The sequence below is a fragment of the Clostridiales bacterium FE2011 genome (genome assembly GCA_017569305.1).
Lineage (GTDB): Bacteria > Bacillota > Clostridia > Christensenellales > Aristaeellaceae > Aristaeella.
On the sequence record CP069418.1, the window covers coordinates 2,403,739 to 2,420,876 of the forward strand.

Consider the following 17,138-nt stretch of genomic DNA (forward strand, 5'->3'; position numbering starts at 1 on the left):
ATGCCGAATTTAACGCAGGAAAGTATAAAAAACGTTATTACGGTAATCCAGGACCTCTATCAGTCGGATTCGATTCCTTGGGTATGCGGATATTCGGGTGGTAAAGATTCTACCGCGACAGTACAACTGGTCTGGGAAGCCTTGAATGGTCTTCCGAAAGAAGCACTGAAGAAAGATGTTCATATCATCAGCACGGATACGCTGGTGGAAAGTCCGGTTGTTGCTGCCTGGCAAAAGAGATCATTAGCGAAGATGGAAGCTACAGCGGAGCAGAGCGGACTTCCAATTCATGTGCATCAACTGAAGCCACAGATTAGGGATACTTTTTGGGTGAATCTGATTGGAAGGGGATATCCTTATCCTCGACCGACTATGAGATGGTGTACGAATCGCCTAAAGATACAGCCAGCGAATAATTTCATTGAAGCTATGGTAAATAGTGCCGGAGAAGCAATATTGGTTTTAGGTACGCGCAAATCTGAAAGTGCTTCTCGTGGGGCCCGTATGGAGAAATATGAGAAGAAACGGGTTCGGGAATTCCTTTCTCCAGATGGCAGTCATATGAATAGTTATGTATTTAGTCCCATTGAGGAGTGGAGTAGTAACAATGTATGGCAGTATTTAATGAGCCACGAGAATACATGGGGACAAAGCAATAAGGAATTGTTAGCTATGTATAGCGGAGCATCTGCAGATGGTGAATGCCCGCTGGTTTTGGATACATCTACTCCGAGTTGCGGAAATAGTAGAATGGGTTGTTGGGTTTGCACTCTGGTGGCTGAAGATAAGAGCATGGCAGCGATGATTCAGAATGATGAAGAAAAAGCTTGGATGTTGCCGTTGCTTGAGTTTCGCAATGAAATTGCTGCGGATAACGAAACAGACCGAGAACGTCGTGATTTCCGGAGAATGAACGGTCGGTTGACTTATCACAAAGGCCGATTGGTACACGGCCCATATACAAAAGAAACGAGGGAGCATTTTCTCCGCCGTTTGCTTGAAGTTGAGAAGTTTGTTAATGAGAACGGGCCCAAAGAGCTGGAAGAGCACCCCTTGATTACACATGAGGAACTACAGCAGATTCGTAGGATTTGGCTGACGGAAAAGAATGAGTTTGATGATACTCTACCCAGAATTTATAAAGAAGTCACAGGTAAAGAGTTCCAGGATTCTGTGAATCATCCGAATCGCTATTTTGGCGAGAAGGAATGGGAGTTGCTTAAGGAAACCTGCAGGGAAGTTTTCCCGGACGAGAAGCTCATGATGAGCTTGTGCAGCAGCGGGCTGAATCTGGAAGCTAGCTATACAATGAAAGCTACAAGACGCGGCATTCGCGCAGATATCGAGCAGATCCTGAAACGGAACATGTTCCGGGATGAGGATGATGCATGCCAGTTCTATGAAAAACATAATGATATAAAGCCGGCGGAAGAACAGGCTGAAGATAATGATGACTATACGGAGGACACTGAAGGATGATTATCAGAAAAGTGGAACTCCGGAATTTCGGTCTGTATTACGGCCATCATGAAATCGACTTTACGGTCGGCGACCAGGAGAAAAACGTTACCCTGATTGGCGGACTGAACGGCCGAGGAAAGACAACTTTCCTCGACTCGATTACCTTGGGACTGTATGGACGCCGGGCTCTGCGGTATCTGCAGGATGAACGGATCAAATACAGTCAGTATCTCCTGAATCATATCAATAAAAGCGCACTTCATGATGAAACCATGGTCCGGATCACACTGGGCGATGTCAGTGTGGAAGACAACGAACTGGTGATTAGTCGTCGTTGGAGCCAGGACAGGAAAGGCGCTGTGCAGGAAATCTTTGAAGTCTTCCGGCATGGTGTGCTGGATGCTACGCTTAGTGAGAACTGGGATTACTATGTCGAGGAAATCCTGCCTCTGAATATTAGCCGGTTTTTCTTTTTTGACAATGAGAAGATAGCGCAGATTGCGGACGATGAGACCTTTGAGAGCGTCAAAGAATCCATTCAGAGTTTGCTGGGCCTGACAACCATTGATTCCCTGACGGAAGATATGCAAAAATACATATCTCTGGCTTATGAACAGGATAAAAAAACACCGGAGAATGAGACGGAGCAGGAATTAAAGAAGATTGAGTTGGATCTGTCGGAAATCCGCCGGGAGAATGAACGGCTGTCTGTTGATCTTTCAGACCTTAAGGGTGAACTCAGGACCACGGAAGAACAGTATGCTTCGCTGGAAAGTGAATTCTGGGCTAAGGGTGGCAATTTGGGCCTGAAAAAGGAAGAGATGGAACAGCGCCGTGATTCGCTGAATAATGATCTGAACCTGAAGCAAAGTCAGGTAACCGGACTTGTAGAATCGTCCATGACACCCTTCTTGGTTTGCCGCAGGCTCCTGATGGATGCGTATGATTCGGCTTCTAGGGCTGAGAAGGAAAAAGCTTCTGCCTATATGGATAAGACCCTGGATATTCTGGCTGAAAGGCTGAAACAGGGGAGTTATGGCGCTGAAGAGATCAAGACGATCTCAATTTTTCTGCAACAAATGAAAGATCAGATGATGCAGAATCCGCAGCCGGAACAGACCGATGCACTGTCAGCTTCTTCCTATCTGCTTTTGAGCAATTTGGTGCTGCATCTGGAAGAGGAGGTTAGAAAGATTGACCTGCTCGAGGATGAGATCGAGAGCATCCGCAATGAGCTGGATAGCCTGGAAATGATGCTCAGCTTTGAGGCTAGCGAGACGGATGTCCGTGAAACCTGGAATAAGATGCAGAAGCTCTCCTCTGAAAAACTTGAAAAGGAAGTCCGGCGGAAGTCTGTTGAGGAAGAAATAGAACGGAATGAAGGCCGGATCGCCAACCTGGAAAAAAACAGGGAGAGACTGCATCAGAAACAGCTGGCTTCAGGGCAGGTACGCGACCAGAACCAGCGGATGATCGAGTATGCTGGGAAGACGATTAAAGTAATGGAGGCTTTCCGGAAAAAAATCCAGATCAACCGGACTAGGGAACTGGAGGAAAACGTATACCGTTGCTTTACTTTCATGATGCAGAAACAAGGAATGATCCAGGGAATTCAGATCGATCCGAATACGCTGGATATCCATTTGATCGATTACAACAACAAGGAACTGCGGAAGGACCAGTTGAGTGCAGGTGAGAAGCAGTTGTTTGCCATCAGCATCATCTGGGGTCTGGCTCAGTCTTCTGGTTATGATATGCCGGTCATTGTTGATACACCCTTGGGTCGGCTAGATTCGAACCATAGGACGAACTTTGTGGAGCGGTATCTGCCCAATGCCGGCAAACAGGTTATTGTTTTGTCCACAGACGAAGAAGTCAACGGACGTTATTATGACATGTTGAAAGAAGACATCCGCGCTGTCTTCACCCTGGTATATAACGAGGAAACCCGGAGCACCTCAATCCATAAAGGCTACTTTGGAGGGATTGAAGGATGATCATGAAGCAGTTGAAACTTTCCAACCAGGAAAGGGATCGTCTGATCCGCATCAAGAGTAAAACCGGGATTAAGAACTGGAATGTGATCTGTCGCTGGGCGCTGTGTGTGTCTCTTGCGGACAGTTCGGTTCCCTATGGTCCAGAGATTCCCTCGGACAGTAATGTGGAAATGTCCTGGCAGACTTTTGGCGGGGAATATAGTGATCTGTATGAGGCTGTGTTCCTGGAACGTTGTAGGAGGGATCAAATTGAAAATACGCCGGAAGCGATCCAGCATTATTTCCGTCTGCATCTGAACAGGGGTATTAATTTCCTGGCTAGCAAAAATGGGCCGAAAGATATCTTTGGTGTTTTGAATCTTATACATATGGAGGATTGACGTTATGAGCACGCAGTACCTGGATTTTTGCGCGACAACGCCTGTAGATCCTCGCGTTCTAGAAGTGATGATGGATATCTATGCCAATCATCCGGGAAATGCGGATAGCCGGACACATATATTCGGGACAGATGCGAAAGGGATCGTCTTACGGTCCCGGAAAACGCTGGCCGAGATTCTGAATATTGATCCCAATGAGATCATTTTTACCAGCGGAGCAACGGAAAGCGACAATACTGCCATCTTGGGGCTTAGAGAGTTTGCGGAGCAGACGGGTCGGAAGCATTTGATTACCACGGCCATAGAGCATAAAGCTGTCTTACAACCTATGAAGTTCCTGGCTGAACACGGTTTTGATGTTGATTTTGTTGCGCCTGACGAGAGTGGTCGGGTAAAAGCTGGAGATGTTTTAAACAAGGTCCGCAAGGATACTCTTCTCGTTAGTGTGATGCATGTAAACAATGAGACTGGTGTGATTCAGCCAGTGCTGGAGATCGGGGAAGCACTGAAGAATACGGAAACGTATTTTCATGTGGATGCTGCTCAGTCTTTCGGTAAACTGAATGATGATCTACGGAAACTATCATATGATATGTTAAGCATTACAGCGCATAAGATCCATGGACCACAAGGAATCGGCGCCGTTGTTATGAAACGGAAAAATTATAAGCGGCCGCCGGTCAGACCGATGCTGTATGGTGGTCAGCAGGAATATGGATTCCGTCCGGGCACGACGCCGGTGGCTATGGTGGCCGCACTGGCAAAAGCAGCTGAGATTATGGATAAGGAATATCCGGGCATGACTCTCGGGCTATGTGCGGAAAAGGAACGTCTCTTGAAAAGCTTTGAAGGACTAGTTTATCAGATCAATGGGGATCCAGATTATACACTTCCGAACATCTTGAACATCAGTTTTGATGGGGTGGATTCGGAGTCAGTCTTTGTAGCTCTCAAGGAATATTATGCGATCTCAAGCGGCAGCGCATGCACATCCGGCAGCTATGATCCTAGTTATGTATTGGTGGCGATGGGCCTGGAACCAAAGCGTATTAGTGAGGCTTTGAGAATCTCCTGGTGGGATAAGAAAATCGATATCAAACCGCTGATTGAATATGTCAAAAGCATGACGGCTTTAAATTGATCATTTCGTTGGAGTCGGATTTAAACCGAAGGAAAATACCTGGAATAATAGTTTTACGGGCGGCTGAAGGGCCGTCCTTTTATATTGTGCGGGGGAATAGAAATTGGTATAATGGTAAAAATCTTAGTAATTGAATTTTAAACGAAAAGAGTGAAGCGTATCATGGCCCGCTTTATGTGCAAATTCGAAGATTGCCGGAATGATGGTGAAAAGGAATTTTTTCGCGCTTGCGAGGCAAATCTGGGCAATGAGATCGTTGTATATCATAATCGGTATATTGATGGCATGGAATTTGATTTCTGTCTGTTGATTCCGGAGTATGGTATTCTACTTGTTGAGGTTAAAGGGTGGAATAAGGAAACATATTTGGGATACAAATATGGTAAATTATGGATTCGTGATGGTTCTGATGAGAAAAAGGAAGATCCGTACAAAGAAGTGCGTGATCATAAATATGCTCTGGACAATCTGATTCTAAACCATCTTGGTATTAAGCCTTTGATGGAAAGAGCGGTATGTTTTACCAGATGGGAAGATGCTTTTGTTCATCAACCGGATCTTGTAGCATATATGGGGCATACAGATCGGTTGCTGTTTGGAAAAGATGACATCGAAAACAAAGACAGGTTTTATCAGAAATTGTATAGTGCTTTTATTCCGGCACAGCGTGAGAAACGCTTTTTTTCGGATGATCAGATGTTCAAGGTTATGGATTTCTTTGATCCAGGATTTGCCCGTGAAGAGTTGGAAAGACAGCGCAAGGAAAACCCGGTGACACCGGAGAAGGAAACCGGAAAAAAGAAAGAGGATCCTCAATCGGAGAACAAGGTATGGCGTGAGATTCCACCCTATTCAATCATAGCGATTGTGCAGGAAGGAGCCGTCAGTGAGCTGGATCATCTGATTGATTATTATGGTCAGGGAACAAAAATAACGGCTATCCTGGTTGGTGAGGATCTGCAAAAACATGCGGCGGAGAAACTGACTGCATTATATCAGTCCTGTTCAATAAAAGCGGACGGAACAGATCTGATTATGTCAGTTGAGGATTCTGAAATTCCATATAAAAAGGGAATCCGCTTGTTTTATTGGAGCAGTTATGTGATTTCTCCGGAAAATGAGCTGGCGAATCGTAAACTTTTTGTTGTTGATGGGAAGAGTGATGACGATACAGTATGGGAAACGCTGAATCTTATTGACACACAGGGGTTTATGAATCTGGCTCAGTATAAGGTGGAACATGCAACTGATCAGAAGCATATCCTGGTAAAAGCCGGCGCCGGCACTGGTAAGACATCTGTCATGATAGACCGTATTGCCTATCTTGTTTATTGTCATCAAATGTCTCCGTTTGAACTCAGAGATCGTATCCTGATGATTACCTTTACAGATGATGCTGCTGATAATATGAGCAGGAAGTTGAAACAGCGTTTTCAAAATCTGTATCTTTTAACAGGGAATGGCGGTTATCTGGCCATGGTCGGACAGATCAATCAGATGCAGATTTCTACGATTCATTCATATGCGCTGAATCTCATTAAAAAGTTGTGTGTGTTTTCAGGATATAGCAATGACCTGGCCGTGGAATCTGGACAGTATAATCGTAAGAAGCATTTGAATAAGGCGTTGGAGGAAGTGGCACAGGAAAAAATCTGTTCCGATCGTCATTATATTCAGAAATTGGGATTGCCATTTTATGAGATAAGGGAAAAACTGCTGAAATTTGTAGGTGCTCTGGAGAATAAGTCCATCGATCTGACCAGGATGGAGCCGGTTTCATTTGGACAGTGCCCCGAATACCCTCTGATTCATGAGCTGTTTATGGAAGTAATCTCCCGTGCTGAAAAGGAATATGCAGAAGAATTGAAGGATAATGGAAAGATTTTTCTTGGCCGTCTTATGCCGGAACTTGTTTGCGCTGTTGAAAGCGGCGTGAGGAATAACAGGTTGCAGGAAGGTTTGGTGTCAAGGGACAGGTATCTGTTTGTGGATGAATTCCAGGATACAGATGATTATCAGATTCAGGTTATTCTACAGATTGTGGAAGCGATGAAGTATCATCTATTTTGTGTGGGAGATCGGAAACAGTGTATTTATCGCTTTAGAGGGGCAGAGGAGGAAGCTTTTGATAAGCTTCGTATAGATGAAAACAAGGATCAATGGGAAAAACCGTTTTTTTTGGTTCATAATTATAGGACGGATAATGAGCTGCTTCAGGCTTTTGAACCGTATTTTATCAGTTGGGGGCAACAAGGATATCTGGTTTATAATCCGGATGAGGATAAGCTGGATAATCCGATAAAAAGTAATGGAGGTACTGTACCGCCGGATTACTATATGAGGAGGATCACAGTTAAAGACAAAGAGGATCGGATTCCGGCATTGTTTGAGGAAGTATGTTCTCGGATGGAAAGCATTCGTAATGACCCGGAGCATCATCGGGCTAAAGAAGAGCGGACAATCGCGATTCTGGTACGGGAGAATTGGCAGGCTCGTGATATCGTGGATTATGCAAGGAGCCATTTTGCTGGAGAATTTGTACTGGAAACGGAAACAGGTGGAGATTTGTTTCAGAGCGATCCTGCGATTGATATGCTGACATTGTGCCAGGCGCTTCAGAAGGATGATCCGGCTGTTTTGAGCCATTTCGCGGAATGCAATCTTATTCAAGCGCATGTTAACAAGTCCCGGTTATATGGTCTGAAGGAACAGAAGATTGGAGGCAGGCTTGCATCTGTTGTCTATTTGCATAGTCTGATCAATGAACGTCTTGAAAAGTGCGCAGGCAAGGATGATTGTAGGTCGTTTGACGAAATAAGATCCAGATTGCGTTATTATCCTGTAATGCAGGTGCTTCACCAGGTATATATGCAGTTGAAACCTTGGGATTATCTGCCTGAAGGGCAGACGTACAGGCTGAATGTGGATGAGCTTTTTGAACGCTTTGTTAGAGGTGGGACCGGTGAAGGAACCAGTCTGGATCATATGACGGAGTATCTGAGTAATTGTATTTTTTCACGGAAAGAGGCGGAAAGACGGATTCCTGATCAGAAGGAAGAAAACCGACCAATTGTTAAATGTCTCACAGTGCATAAGGCCAAAGGGCTTGAGTATGGGTATGTGATCCTGCCTTTTACAGATTTAGCTATTAACGAGCTGAAGAAGACGGGAATGGATGTAATAATTCGGGAGAATGGCCGGATTGGCTATAATTTCACAATCAAAGATGATGAATCCATGCATAATAATTGGTTTGATGAACGTGAGGAGAAAGAAGAAAAGGTGAAGGAAGAGACTCGTGTATTGTATGTTGCCATGACAAGAGCCCAGAAATGCTTCACATGGATTGAAACGGAGAAAAATGGAAGAATAAACTGGCAGTATCTCCTCAGTGAAGGAGGGTCCCAGGAATGAGCTATAAAATTTATACGTATAAGGATCCATATCATCTGGAAAAAACATTCTTTTGGAAAGAAATCTGCGATCTTCCGCATTTCTGCGCTTCCAGCGTTATGGCACAGAGCTTGTGGGATTTGTATCATGTAGAGAATGAAGATAGCGGTTTTAGCAAATTCTTTTTTCCGCTGGATATGCTGGTAAGGGTAACTTATAAGGATTGGGATGGCAATATTGAGCGTCAGATTCATCAGTACGCAGCGCTTTCAGATCAGCTAAGGGAATGGAAAAGTAAAGACGGAGGGGAAAGACCTGAATTATTCTCAGCTCTTTTACAGAACAGAAGTTCATTGCTAGATGCATTACGTTTGTTTTGTGAACTGAATATTGATCCTGGGAGCTTGCGGCTGGATTTTGCGAATAAGGAACAGCAGGTATTTGTACTGTTGTATAAATATATATGTGAGATGGATGGCGATCCTGTTAAAACTCAGGAACTGGTGGATGCGTTTCGCCTTTCAGATGAAAGGGTTCATAATGGGCAGTTTTTTTCCGCATTGCTAGAAAAGGCGCTTTTTGATGAAAGAAAGCAGCTTCAGAGAATTGAGGAGAAAGAAGACGGGGAGGAAAAGGAAAATGCATTCCGGAAACGGGATGAGCGGATAAAAGTATTGGAAGAGATGGAAAAAGATATATCCGTTCATCCGATACGGAAAATTGTAATTCATGGAATTCATCAGTTTAAGCCGCTGCAGTTGCGCTTAATTGCTGCACTGAATTCTGCTGGATTTGAGATTGTTTTCCTTTACAATTACCTTCCGGAATATCATCATTTGTATGAAACGTGGGAAAGGATTTACTCACTGTTTGAAGTTCCGATTCAACGCGATCTGACTGAAATCACACATATACCGCTGGAAGGGCAGACAAAAGAGAGCAGTATGCTGGCTCGCGCTTTAGCCGGTGTGTTGAATGCAGAGGCACCGGTTAACGGCGAAGATCGGCGACGTTGGATGGAAATAGCAGGTAAGGTTGGGTATATTCCGTTTGAAAACACGTCTGAGATGGCTAATTATGTAGCTGAAATCTTGAAAGAGTATAAGGATCCAGATACACCTAATGAAAGGGTAATGTACAAATTACCTGAGAAGATCTATTCAGCGTCCAAAGGCGCTGATGATTTGCTAAAGGTTTATTTTCCTGAATATGCAGGAGATAGGCATTTTCTACAGTATCCGGTTGGACAGTTCTTCACTTGTCTGTATCAGATGTGGAATGAGGATATAAAACAGCTGGAGTTGGACGTTATGTCGCTGAAGACTTGTGCTGTCAGTGGTATATTGAATCAGACTTCCGGTGTGCGGTTGAGTGAGCTGTTTGATCTGATTTCTCCTATGTTGGAGGATGTTTCTCTTTATGAGGATGTAAGGAAGCGCCTCGTGGATTACAAGGATGCTTATAATGATGCAAAAACGGATGGTCTTAAGAAACAGCTGCAAAATGTATCTTTGTATAATGAAAGTCAGATCACACCGGAAGATATCGATGCTCTGTTGCGATTCCTAAAGCAGTTGAAAGAGGCTGCCGAGTTCATTTTTAATAGCCAGGAGCATAAAAATTTCGGTGAACATTTTGCCAATCTGGAGGAATATATAAAGGATCGGGTCAAGGACCTTGCCGATGAGGAGGAAAAGAAATTGGTCCAGCAGTTGCTGGATCGGTTTGAAGAGGTCGCGGTCAAGACAGAGCTGAAAGGAACGATGGAGGATCTGCGTCGCGGTCTGTATTATTATCTGAGTCAGAAAAGGGAAGAAAGGCCGGGCTGGGTTGTTCGGAACTTTGAGCAGATTGAAGGTGATGTGCTGAGAAGCTATCGCCAAGTAAAAACAGAGAAGGATGTTACCTACCATTTTGCTGGATTGAGTGATGGCGCTATATGCGCAAAGGCAGATGATATTCTTCCGTGGCCGCTGACGGATCATTTTATCCATGTGGTTTATTCTCCTGTGGCTATGGTATTTCAGGTGTATTATGCGGCTTTATGTGATCGTCAGTCATATATGCAGTATGCATTATTCTATGGATTGTTTTATAATCGCGGCAAGGTCAGACTGAGCTTTGTTCGTCATCTTGAAGATCGTCGTGAGGAACAGTTGTATTATCCGCTGCAGATTCTGAATATTCAGAAAGAGGATTTCGGGGATCTTGATAAGAATAGGGATACTCAGCCTATTCTGCACGAGGATACTGATACGGCTTTGCTTGACTATAATCCTAAACGTTATGAGAAAATGGATTTTTATCTGTGCCCGTATAGGTATTATCTGGACTTTGTCTGCTCTGATGGTATCTTTCACAGCAGCGCTTTTATGATTCGTCGGTTCTATGTTTCTCTGATTTCAAATCTGGTGCGGAAACGTCATCAGAAAGAGGCATTGTCAGATGAGAATATACGCAGTGCTGTGAAAACAGTCCAGCAGGAAATGGACAAGTACTTTCCTTTCCTCCAGAATATTAACGATAAGCCTGATATGTGTGAAACGGCTGTTTCATTTATTAAAGAGAAGGTAGTCGATAAAAAAACAGGTCGCATCTCGGATTATCAGACAGTTTATGCTGGCGTCCGTGAACGATTCATCAATGCATTATTTACAGAAACTGTTGATGAGCACAAGCCCCATCCGTTTGAGGAAATGAGGAAATATGTAGATTTTGATTATGATCATTTTCAGAATATAGGTACAAAAAAGGCCGTATCTCAGGAGGAAAAGAAGCATATTTATTCACTTATGAGAATTAATAAGGAAAATTCGGATGATCCTTCTTTTGCGAATGCCTGGATGGCTAGTTACCTGCAGACGGATGCAGAGCATAAAGAGCATGAGGGCAAATGGTGTGGGATCTGTCGATATAAAGAATTATGTAAAAAACCTTATACCCGGGTGTTAGAAGAATAAACGAATAAAGAACAGGGGAGTATGAATCATGGCTAAAGTGAAACCGGGCATGTATGTTCGCGTTCCAGCTCACGCACCTGTAGGTGAGGATGAAATGGAAAAAACGTATCCTCGTATGTTCGTGCTGGGTATGGTTAGAGAAGTTGATGACATGGCTGCCTCTGTTCGTGTGAAGTTTTTTGATCTGTTCGACAGTAAATACATTTATGGATGGGCTTTAGCGAGGGATACATTTGATCTGAAGGATGTCAACAGAGCTATGTCGCCCGCTGGTTTTCCGTGCAGGGTCAGGGCTGGAGAGAATTTGGTTAGAGGAAAAGTCCTGATGTCACTATTCGGAAGCGATAAGGAAGATTATTGTTATTATGTGGTTGAGTTGGATGGTGGGGAACTAAAACGTTATACGGAAAATCAGGTTTTACTTGATTTTACAGGTGTTGATTTTAGTCCTTTGAGAGCTATGGGGAACTATGAGTTCCAGAACCCAACATGGTTCGTTTCAAGGTATACTGTTTCTTCAACGATGCATGTGTTGAATAATGCTATATATGGATTCAGAGCTTTGGCTGGCTGCCGTACTTTTTTGATGACACATCAGGTGACTACGGTTTTACGTTGTCTACAGTCAGATCATATTCGTTATATGCTTGCTGATGAAGTTGGTATGGGCAAAACGATAGAAGCCTGTTCTATAATCAAGATCCAGAAGGAAAAGAACAGAAAATACCGGACTGCTTATATCATACCTGATCAGTTGGTAGGACAATGGCGGTTTGAATTATCGAGTAAATTTGCAATAGAGGCAGATGTTACTGGCGATGAGATTTCGGCTAAGTGCAGAGATGTTATCATACCTCTATCTGAGCTTAGGGAGAACATGAATCTATTTGACTGTGATCATTATGATATGATCATTGTCGATGAAACACATAAGATTCTTCGAGATAATGATCAGTATAACAGGGTACAGATGTTGTCGGCTTCACATGAGAATATTCTATTGCTTTCTGCGACTCCTGTGACTGGAAGAAGAGAAGAATATAAGCGTCTATTGAGTCTGCTGGATCCGAACCGGTATTTGAATATGCCTGATGATCAGTTTGAAACACTGGTTGACAAACAGCAGGAACTGGGAGACAGGTTGTATGATCTGTATAACTGGTTGGGCGATTATGATGAAAACGCGGAGGCAATGATTCAGGAACTGAAAAACCTGAATGAATTGCTAGCTGATGATGAACTGACAAAAATGCTGGATCCGATTAATACTGCAACCTTTGATAAAGGTAAGGCTGCTGTACAAAGGATTTTGGCTTATATCTGTGAAGAATACAGGATGGAAAAAAATATTATCCGCAATCGTAGGGGAGTATTGACGTTAGCCGAGCGTAAGTTGAGAGTTGTGTCCTACGAAATGGCTGGTGATCAGGTTTCATATCCTGAATATAACACAGTGTATGAACTTATAAATTGGATGGAAAATAACAGGGATACGTTGACTGATGTTGAATTCAGGGATCTTTTAGGAGCTGCGTATTCTTCGCCATGGGCTTTGAAGAGGGTGCTTGAACAATATAGAGATCTACCGGTTGATTTGTATGAAGCGATAGATGGCTGGATGGTGGCTGCTGAGGCTGAAATCGATTCTTTGGATGTTGTGTTGGATGATCCAGATAAAATCCGGGGACGACTTGTTCTGGCTTTTGATTATCTGGATCAGGAAACGGATCTTGCTAATACAACTAAGGATTTCAAAGCCGTGGTGTTTACTAGTTATTCGCAAACCATGACGAAATTTGCAGAGATATGCCGCAAAAGGCTAGGAAATGATGCGGTAGCTGTTCTAGCCAATGGTATGAGGCACGATGAGTTGGAAGAGCAGGCTACGCGATTCCAGACGGAAAGTGCTTGTCGTTTGATTATCTGTGATCCAATAGGTATAGAGGGTCGAAATCTGCAATCTGCTGATTTGTTGTTGCATTTGGATACTCCGTGGGATATCGGGCAGATAGAACAGCGAATAGGGCGTCTGGATCGTATTGGGCGTAAAGCAGATCGAGATGTGCTGTCTATTGTGGTGCATTCGGAGAATACTATTGAAGAACAATTGTTTACACTCTGGAATGATGCCATAGGAGTTTATACGCATTCACTCTGTGGCTTGGAAATCATTCTGGATTCAATTCTGGATATGGTTATGAAAGCGATCAGAGCAGATATGCATTATGGATTGCGGGATGCAATGGAAGATATTCGCTCTGAAAAAGATGAACTGGATATGGAACTGATGCGTGAACAGTATTTTGATATGGCAAGCATTCAGTTTCACCCGTTGCAAGTTACTATTCAGAATATGCTGAATGTATATCAAAATAAAGAAGATACTATTTTTGCAGAAGCCATGATGTCATGGGCTTCTCAGGCGGGTTTTGTAGGCAGAAGAGAGAAAGATATCGAAGGCGTCAGTAATGAAATAGTAGAGTTTACATCGGGCAAGTTTAGTCCTAAGGCTAATACAAATGCATTTTTCATACCTCCTAAATGGGATTTTTACAGGATTAAACAGGATGCTATTACAGGAACGTTTAACCGAAGCATGGCAATACGCCAGGAACATCTGCTCTTTTTTGCTCCTGGTGATCAGGTCTTTGATCATATAGTTTCGAATGCATTGACATGCCCGCGCGGAAGAACATGCGCGGTAGAACTAATATCTGCACCGTTCAATTATAGGGGATTGGTGTTGATCTGGAATGTTGAACCTAATATGTATTATTTATATAAGCATGGAATTGATCCGATTCTCATGGCTAAGTTCAGAGCATATTTACCTCTTGAGCAGATTATGACGATATGGCCCGAATATGAAGGTTATGAAGATGTGACGACAACTATGTTGGATGAATTATTTAGACAAAAATGGCTGTTCAGGGATAATGATGATTGTAAGCACTTAGGCAAACGCAAATTTGATTCAAAACTAGGGTTCTCACGCTTGGAAAAATTCATGGATGATTATCCGCCGATTATATGGAAGAACTGGCTTAAAGAAGCTTATAAGGGATGTGAAGCTAAAGCCAGAGAAGAAGTTCGGAACAACATGGATATCGAGACAGCACGTGCGGAAGCATCTCGGATTATCTATGCCCAGGAAGCTGTGGAGCATTTCTATGGGCAAAAAACAGATAGGGAACGGGATTTGCAGAAGAAATATGATTGTGTCATGAAGGCACTGGAAGGTTTTCAGTTAAGACTGGATGCGATGATATATCTGAGGGCGGAGAAATAATGAAAGTTGTTGATGTTGTTCGTTCGGTTATGTCTGAACAAATGAGTTTGGGAATCGCTTTGAAAGATTTGCAGGAATTAATTGATGAGGGATTGGTTGATCATCGCTTGCTCCAAATGGGGCGTCAGGGACGGAGGTTTCTTTCGCGTTGGCGTGATTATTTATATGGGCAAAATAAGATTTCAGATGAAGATTTGTTGATGGCACTTCGGGATACGGTTTTATGGTTGGGGAAATTACCAGCTCCGGTTTTGCTTCGTAATCTGGTAGAGAAGAAAGGCAATGATTTCGGACTATATGTAGAAACATCAGGAGATATTGCAGCCATCGTTTCTGAACCAGGGTGGTATGTGAACGATCATTATGTAAGGCAGTGCTATGGGCTGGATGACATAATGACAATGAGAAGACCAGATACGCCAGGAGATCGCCTACTGTATCAGTCAACAGGTTTTAAAAATTATAAGTCGTTTGAGCAAAAGGTTGCAATCCATACGGCAGTTAATCTACCGGAAGGATTTACGTTGCTTGTAACGTTATCGACAGGTGAGGGGAAAAGCACTATAACTCAGATGACTGTAGCTTGTGATCGTGGTCTGACAGTGCTCGTGGTTCCGACGACTGCATTGGGGAAGGATCAGTACCGTGCGGCAGTTCATAATTTGGCGAAAGTGGTTCCGGCTGAAAAGATATATGACTTTTGCGGTGGACAAACAGAGCATTATCAGGATCTGAAGAAAAAACTGGATCAGCGCGAGATTAAATTGCTGATTACTTCACCGGAAGCGATTGTTAAGAATACGCAGCTCAGAGAACAGTTGACATGGGCCGCTGAAAATGCATATCTCACACATCTAGTGATCGATGAGGCTCATATTGTTCAGGATTGGGGTGCAACTTTCCGCCCGGATTTTCAGTTCTTGAGTATGATTAGGCGTGAATTGCTGAAGAAAAGTGAAGGAAAATTAAAAACGATTCTGCTCAGCGCGACTCTTTCTAATCAGGCTGTAGATGAATTAAGAATTCTGTTTTCAGAAGTTGATAAAGGAAGAAAAAACTGGATTCCTATTCGTTGTGACTCCTTGCGGACGGAGATCAGATATATGGTGGATCCGATAAGCCGGGGTAAAGATATTCAGGAGACTCAGCGAAAAAAAGTTCTTCGGTATGTTCGGACGTTGCCAAAGCCGATGCTGATTTATACAATTCAGCCTAAGGTTGCGAAGGAATGGCAGAAGTATTTAAGAGAAAATGGAATATGCAATACTGTGGTTTTTTCCGGCCTTACAGATGACGATGAGCGGACGGAAATAATCAAGCGCTGGAATGAAGATGATTTGGATATTGTAATTGCCACGTCTGCCTTTGGTATGGGAATTGATAAGCCGGATGTTCGTACTGTTATACATGTAACTATGCCGGAATCTATTAACCGTTTTTATCAGGAAGTGGGACGTGGTGGACGTGATGGTTTGCCGTCAATCAGTCTTTTATGTTATTGTCCGTCCATTGATCATCATCAGCAGGTCAATATTACACATCGAAAGATTATGACTGGGGAAAAGCTGATGAAACGCTGGCTGGAAATGGCACGAGATCCGTATGCCCGGCGTGAAGCGGATGTGATCGAAGTCAATACAAGAATGGTACCGAAATACTTCACAAAAGAAGAAAGAGAAAACAGTGGAAATCGCAATCGTGACTGGAATCTGCATACTATTCTTTTTATGGTTCGTCATGGTTATTTGGATTTTGTTGATTTGCATTATTTACCGGAAACTGGTGATTATAACATTAAGGTTCGGCTAAGAGATTTACGTTTGCTGGAAGATCCTGATGCCATGAGCCGTCAGGTGGAAACTGATCGTGATACGGAGTATGATGCTTCCGACAGGGAGTTCAAGGTGTTCATTGATATGGTGGATGAAAGAAAAGAACACTGTTTCGCAGAAAGCTTTTCAAAAATATATACATTGGCCGAGATGGATTGCGGAGGTTGCGCACAGCATTTGGATGAGCATTTTATTTCCAGCCGTTTCAGGTTGCATAGTTTTATTCCGTATTATGTGTCACAGGGAATAACGGATTTGCCTTATAAGATCTGGCATGATGTAAATTGCCTTATGGTTTCGCAGGAAACAAGGGAAAACACCGTAAATGAAATATCGGTTGCCTTGTGCATGAACAAAGCAGGGGTTTCCACCTGGGTGCAGTATGATAGTAAGGAATTGAGGGAAAAGGCAGTTGATTTTCCGGGCTTGGTTTTGACAAGGGAAGAAGCAGAAGAGGTGCTGGTACATCATCCATCGCTTTTGGGGCAGGCAGTTCTGGTAACTTTGGGAAGTAATTCCTGGGAAAACCAACGTTTACTGGCGTACGGGTTAAAACTGATTGATCAGGGGCTTGCTGTTGTGTTCCATATGAAAACTGATACGGTTTATGAGGCAAGTGGCCGGACCTTGGATCAATTTCAGATGTGCCATATCATTAGAGAAAATGAATTAATGTGATTTGCTT

At 43.3% G+C, this 17,138-nt stretch carries 8 protein-coding genes; all 8 read left to right on the forward strand.

Translation table 11 applies throughout. The features are described 5' to 3' along the window. The 8 genes from dndC (at position 1) to JRC49_10935 (ending at position 17,131) form a co-directional block, all read left to right on the forward strand. A complete protein-coding gene (dndC, locus tag JRC49_10900) occupies positions 1-1,479 on the forward strand; it encodes a DNA phosphorothioation system sulfurtransferase DndC (GenBank protein ID QTE70306.1) in 1,479 nt (492 codons plus the stop codon). Further along, on the forward strand, positions 1,476-3,458 hold the full coding sequence (gene dndD / locus JRC49_10905; GenBank protein ID QTE70307.1) for a DNA sulfur modification protein DndD: 1,983 nt from the start codon (positions 1,476-1,478) through the stop codon (positions 3,456-3,458). Before dndC ends, dndD begins: the two co-directional genes overlap by 4 nt. Continuing rightward, the gene (gene dndE / locus JRC49_10910; protein ID QTE70308.1) at positions 3,455-3,838 is read left to right on the forward strand and encodes a DNA sulfur modification protein DndE; all 384 of its coding nucleotides are present in this window, start codon (positions 3,455-3,457) and stop codon (positions 3,836-3,838) included. The genes dndD and dndE overlap by 4 nt, the downstream gene beginning before the upstream one ends. Before the next feature lie 4 nt (positions 3,839-3,842). Next, positions 3,843-4,979 carry an aminotransferase class V-fold PLP-dependent enzyme gene (locus JRC49_10915; GenBank protein ID QTE70309.1) on the forward strand — a complete coding sequence of 379 codons (1,137 nt, stop codon included), beginning with the start codon at positions 3,843-3,845 and terminating at the stop codon, positions 4,977-4,979. Positions 4,980-5,141: 162 nt separating this feature from the next. Further along, complete coding sequence (locus JRC49_10920; GenBank protein QTE70310.1) at positions 5,142-8,393, forward strand: UvrD-helicase domain-containing protein; 3,252 nt, start codon at positions 5,142-5,144, stop codon at positions 8,391-8,393. Continuing rightward, complete coding sequence (locus JRC49_10925; GenBank protein QTE70311.1) at positions 8,390-11,332, forward strand: hypothetical protein; 2,943 nt, start codon at positions 8,390-8,392, stop codon at positions 11,330-11,332. Before JRC49_10920 ends, JRC49_10925 begins: the two co-directional genes overlap by 4 nt. 28 nt (positions 11,333-11,360) lie before the next feature. Then, positions 11,361-14,621 carry a DEAD/DEAH box helicase family protein gene (locus JRC49_10930; GenBank protein ID QTE70312.1) on the forward strand — a complete coding sequence of 1,087 codons (3,261 nt, stop codon included), beginning with the start codon at positions 11,361-11,363 and terminating at the stop codon, positions 14,619-14,621. Continuing rightward, a complete protein-coding gene (locus JRC49_10935) occupies positions 14,621-17,131 on the forward strand; it encodes an ATP-dependent DNA helicase RecQ (GenBank protein ID QTE70313.1) in 2,511 nt (836 codons plus the stop codon). The genes JRC49_10930 and JRC49_10935 overlap by 1 nt, the downstream gene beginning before the upstream one ends. The last annotated feature ends 7 nt before the right edge of the window (positions 17,132-17,138 follow it).